4 protein-coding genes are annotated in these 4,977 nt (G+C 66.5%); 2 read left to right on the forward strand and 2 right to left on the reverse strand.

Annotated features, from left to right (window positions below; all coding sequences use genetic code 11):
* Positions 1 to 274 precede the first annotated feature (274 nt).
* Positions 275 to 1,132, reverse strand: coding sequence for an oxidoreductase (locus tag ACOJSI_RS08705; RefSeq protein ID WP_420137881.1), 858 nt, complete (start codon positions 1,130 to 1,132; stop codon positions 275 to 277).
* Positions 1,133 to 1,309: 177 nt separating this feature from the next.
* Between ACOJSI_RS08705 and ACOJSI_RS08710 the strand changes: the two genes are divergently transcribed.
* Positions 1,310 to 2,140, forward strand: a complete 831-nt coding sequence (locus tag ACOJSI_RS08710; RefSeq protein WP_420137882.1) for an alpha/beta fold hydrolase — start codon at positions 1,310 to 1,312, stop codon at positions 2,138 to 2,140.
* A 465-nt stretch (positions 2,141 to 2,605) separates the two neighbouring features.
* On the opposite strand, the gene ACOJSI_RS08715 is transcribed toward ACOJSI_RS08710, so the two are convergent.
* Complete coding sequence (locus tag ACOJSI_RS08715) at positions 2,606 to 4,207, reverse strand: phytoene desaturase family protein (protein ID WP_420137883.1); 1,602 nt, start codon at positions 4,205 to 4,207, stop codon at positions 2,606 to 2,608.
* 29 nt (positions 4,208 to 4,236) lie between these two features.
* Here ACOJSI_RS08715 and ACOJSI_RS08720 point away from each other — a divergent pair, with 29 nt between their 5' ends.
* Positions 4,237 to 4,716 carry a GAF domain-containing protein gene (locus ACOJSI_RS08720; RefSeq protein ID WP_420137884.1) on the forward strand — a complete coding sequence of 160 codons (480 nt, stop codon included), beginning with the start codon at positions 4,237 to 4,239 and terminating at the stop codon, positions 4,714 to 4,716.
* The last annotated feature ends 261 nt before the right edge of the window (positions 4,717 to 4,977 follow it).

Consider the following 4,977-nt stretch of genomic DNA (forward strand, 5'->3'; position numbering starts at 1 on the left):
CGATCGGACCAGCGAAGCGCCCGGGGGGAAACCCCCGGGCGTTTTGTTTTGCGGGATGATGCGGTGCCACGTCGGTGGACCGGTTCCCCACCGTCACCCTCAATTTGTGAAACGAGTTCAGCATGGCGGACTGCGGAGAACCGCCGCCTCTCCAGCACCCCTCGTCACCCTGAACTTGTTTCAGGGTCCAACCCTCCCCGAGCGGCGTCGCCGGTGGCGCCATGGATGCTGAAACAAGTTCAGCATGACGACGGGGGAGGGGAAGCCTAAGCCCTCAATCCTCCCCCTCCGGAAAGTCGGTCGCCAATGCCCGCGCTTTCTGACTTTCCAGCGTGGCGAGCCGGTCGCGCAGGGCCTTGGTCGTCATGTCATAGCCGAAGGCGCCGAGCGCGATATTGCTGGGAGGTTCGGCCATCTGGGTGAGCGCGATCATCGCTTCCCCGGCGCGGACCGGATCGCCGGCCTGATTGCCGCTGATCGCCCTGGTGCCGTCCAGCCGTTGGCCTGCCGTTTGCGCATAGTCCGCAATCCGGATCGGCGTCTGGCGCAAGGATCGGCCTGCCCAATCGGTGCGAAACGGCCCGGGTTCCACGCAGGTCACCTTGATGCCGATCGGTGCCCCTTCGGCCCGCAGCGAATCCGCCCAGCCTTCGACCGCATGTTTGGACGCGGCATAATAGCCCGATCCCGGCAGGCCGACGATGCCCGCCATCGACGTGATGTTGAGGATATGGCCGCTGCGGCGCGCCCGCATGCCGGGCAGGATCGCGCGGGTCAGCGCAAACAGGCCGAAGACGTTGACGTCGAACTGCGCGCGGATCTCCGCCTCCTCCCCCTCCTCGATGCTGGATTGATAGCCATAGCCGGCATTGTTCACGAGCACGTCGATCCGCCCGAACCGATCCAGCGCTGCGGACACGGCGGCGTCGATCTGCGCCTTATCCGCCACGTCCAGCGCCACCGCCAGCGCGCGATCGCCATAAGGCGCGGCCAGATCCGCGACACGCGCGACAGCGCGCGCGGTGACAATGGCGCGCCAGCCGCGATCCAGCACCAGCTGCGCCAGCGCATGGCCGAAGCCGGTGGAGCAGCCGGAAATGAACCAGACGGGCGTGTCGGACGGGTCGGCCATGATCGTTCGTTCCTCAACAAGGACAGTTGCGAGGAACAACGCAGCCCCTGCGGCGCCGGTCCACCAAAATGACCTATACGATAGCCATGCACCATTACCCTTTTGGCTACTTTGACAATTCACGCGGCCGTCGCATTGCTACGTCATCGTCACGAGCCACCAATTGGGAGATTCGCCATGCCGTTCGTCACCACCGCCGACGGAACCGAGATTTTCTACAAGGACTGGGGGGCCAAGGACGCGACGCCCATCATGTTCCACCATGGCTGGCCGCTGAGCGCGGACGATTGGGACAATCAGATGATGTTCTTCCTGCAGAAGGGCTATCGCGTGATCGCGCATGATCGGCGCGGCCATGGCCGTTCGACGCAGACGGACACCGGCAATGAGATGGACACCTATGCCGCCGACGTCGCGGCGCTGACCGACCATCTCGACCTGAAGGGCGCAATCCACATCGGCCATTCGACCGGCGGTGGCGAGGTGATCCATTATGTCGCGCGCGCCAAGCCCGGCCGCGTCGCGAAGGCCGTGCTGATCAGCGCGGTGCCGCCGGTGATGCTGAAGTCGGATGCCAATCCGGGCGGCCTGCCGATCGAAGTGTTCGATGATTTCCGTCAGCAGACCGCGTTCAACCGCGCCCAATTCTATCTGGATGTCGCCTCGGGCCCCTTCTACGGCTTCAATCGCCCCGGCGCGAAGCCGATCCAGGGCGTGATCGACAATTGGTGGCGCCAGGGCATGATGGGCGGCATCAAGGCCCATGTCGATTGCGTGAAGGCCTTCTCCGAAACCGACTTTACCGAAGATCTGAAGTCGGTCGATGTGCCCGTGCTGCTCCTCCACGGCGACGACGATCAGGTCGTGCCGGTCAAGGATTCGGCCGAGATCGGCATCAAGCTGCTGAAGCACGGCCAGATCAAGATCTATCCGGGCTATCCGCACGGCGCCTTCACCATCCACGCCGACGTGATCAACGCCGACCTGCTGGCGTTTATCGAAGGTTGAACCCTCCCCTCCCCGAGCTTGCTCGGGGAGGAGGACCGCGCCGCAGGCGGGGTGGAGGGGCATGGCCCGACGGTGGCTTCCCCTCCGCCACCGCTTCGCGGCGGTCCCCCTCCCCGTTCCGGGGAGGAGACCGGCGTCGTGCGTCCACCGTCGCGCTGACGCCACAAAGCCGCCTCACACCCACCGTCACCCCAGCGAAGGCTGGGGTCCATCACCCTCTCCGCGGGCATATCCGGTGGGGACGGCCGTGCGTACCTGGCCTGCGGCAGGGCACCGGGCGAGGCCTGTGGATGCCAGCCTGCGCTGGCATGACGATTTGGTGGGGCACACCTCTCTCCCCCCGAGCTTGCTCGGGGAGGGGGACCGCGCCGCAGGCGGGGTGGAGGGGCTTTTTTCCTACGCTCGGGATTTTCCCCTCCACCACCGCTTCGCGGCGGCCCCCCTCCCCGTTCGGGGAGGAGAGGGTTAGCGTTTGAACATTCGGCCCAGGAACGACCGGTCCTGCAGGATCGCTTTCGCCGCATTATGCCCGGGCGCACCGGTGACGCCGCCACCGGGATGCGTGCCGGCGCCGCACATATAGAGGCCGGCGATGGGCCCGCGATAGGCGGCATGGCCGAGCACGGGCCGTGCCGCCCATAGCTGGTCCAGCGACATCGCGCCGTGCATGATGTCTCCGCCCATCAGCCCGAAGGTGCGTTCCAGATCCAGCGGCGACAAGATCTGCCGCCCGAGCACGCTCTGGGTGAAGCCCGGCGCCCATTGCTCGACCGTGGCGATGATCAGGTCGGCGGCGGCCTCGCGCTCCGCGTCCCAAGACCGACCATCGGGCAGGACTGGCGCGAATTGCTGGCAGAACAAGCTGGCGACATGCTGGCCCGGCGGCGCGAGACTATCGTCGACGGTCGAGGGGATCAGCATCTCGACGATGGGCGCCTTCGACATGCCGGTGGCCCGCGCGTCGGTAAAGGCACGGTCCATATAATCCAGCGTCGGCGCCAGGATGATGCCCGATTTGAGATGGTCGCCGGGCTCCGGTTTGGCGGTGAAACGCGGCAATGCGGACAAAGCCACATTCATGCGGAACGTGCCGGAACCGACCTTAAAGCTTTTCATCCGCCGCGCAAAATCGGCGTCGAGATCGGCCGGATCGATCAGTCGATCATAGAGCAGCCGCGGGCCGACATTGGCGGCGACGATGGCGGCCCGATGCTCGCTCCCGTCCTCCAGCCGCGCGCCGACCGCCTGGCCGCGCTCCACCAGCAGGCGTGCCACCGCTGCGCCGGTCAGAATCTCGACGCCTTGTTCTTCGCACGCCTGGCGCATCGCCTGCGTGATCGCGCCCATGCCGCCGACGGCATGGCCCCACGCGCCCTTGTCGCCATTCACCTCGCCGAACACATGGTGGAGCAGCACATAGGCCGAGCCCGGCGTGTCGGGGCTGGCATAATTGCCGACCACCGCATCGAAGCCGAACGCCGCCTTCACCGCTTCGCTTTCGAACCAGCCGTCCAGGAAGGTGCGCGCCGATTTGGTGAACAGATCCAGCAAATCGCGCTGCCGATCAATCGGCATCCGCGCCAACCGTCCGCCCTGCTGCAGCCCCGCCAGCAGGGCCGCGCCGCCGCCGCCGGCATTGGGCGGGATCTTCAGCGCCAGATCGCGCAGCACATCGGCGACGCGGTCCAGCATCGCATAATAAGCCGGCAGCGCGCGCGCGTCGGCTTGGGAAAATTTGGCGAATTCGGCCTGGGTCTTTTCCAGGCTGCCGCCCATCAACAGATAGGTGCCGTCCGGCTGCGGCAGGAAATTGGAATATGGCCGGTCCAGGATGCGCAGGCCCCGTTCGTGCAGGCCCATGTCGGCAATGACCTTGGGCTGGAGCAGGCTGACCGTGTAGCTTGCCACCGAATTGCGAAAGCCGGGATGGAATTCCTCCGTCACCGCCGCCCCGCCGACGATGGCGCGCCGTTCCAGCATCCGCACCTTCAATCCCGCCTTGGCGAGATAGAAAGCACAGGTCAGCCCATTGTGGCCGGCGCCCACGATCAATACGTCAGGCTTCACGCAAGCTTCCCCCCTGAAGGACCCCAAACGTGTATCAATTCGACATTGCCGCCGGAAGCAAGGCCGAGCTCTATCGCGACCTCGCCAGCGCGCTTGACGGCCTGACCGCGGACGAGCCCGATGCCATCGCCAATATGGCCAATGCCGCGGCGCTGATCTGGGAATATCTGCCCGATCTGAACTGGGCGGGCTTCTACCGCAATGTCGGGGGCGAGCTCGTGCTCGGGCCGTTCCAGGGCAAGGCCGCCTGCATCCGCATCGCCTTTGGCGCGGGCGTGTGCGGCGCTGCCGCGGCAACGCGCGAGACGCAGCGGGTGGACGACGTCCATGCCTTTCCCGGCCATATCGCCTGCGATGCGGCATCGGCCTCCGAACTGGTCGTGCCGATCGTGGTGAATGGCGAAGTCTTGGGCGTGCTGGATCTGGATAGCCCGAAAGTCGGCCGCTTCGATGCCGAGGATCAGGCCGGGTGCGAGGCGCTGATCGCGCTGCTCGCCCCCCGCCTCTAACGGGCCGCGGCTCCCCCCAAGGGGAGCCGGGCGAGGGAGACCAACCACGCTGCCGTCACCCCAGCGCAGGCTGGGGTCCATGGCGCCCGCCCCGGATACCGGGCCGCCGGTGATAGTCACCCGCCCCGGCGGACGGACGCGCGGATGGGTCCGTAGATGCCAGCCTACGCTGGCATGACGGGTGGGGACCGGTAGCGGCAGAAGCCCCGTTCCGCACGCTGACGTCACCCCAGGGCAGGCTGGGGTCCATGGCGCCCGCCA

Source organism: Sphingomonas sp., from assembly GCF_048595155.1.
In the GTDB taxonomy this organism is placed as follows: Bacteria; Pseudomonadota; Alphaproteobacteria; order Sphingomonadales; family Sphingomonadaceae; genus Sphingomonas_I.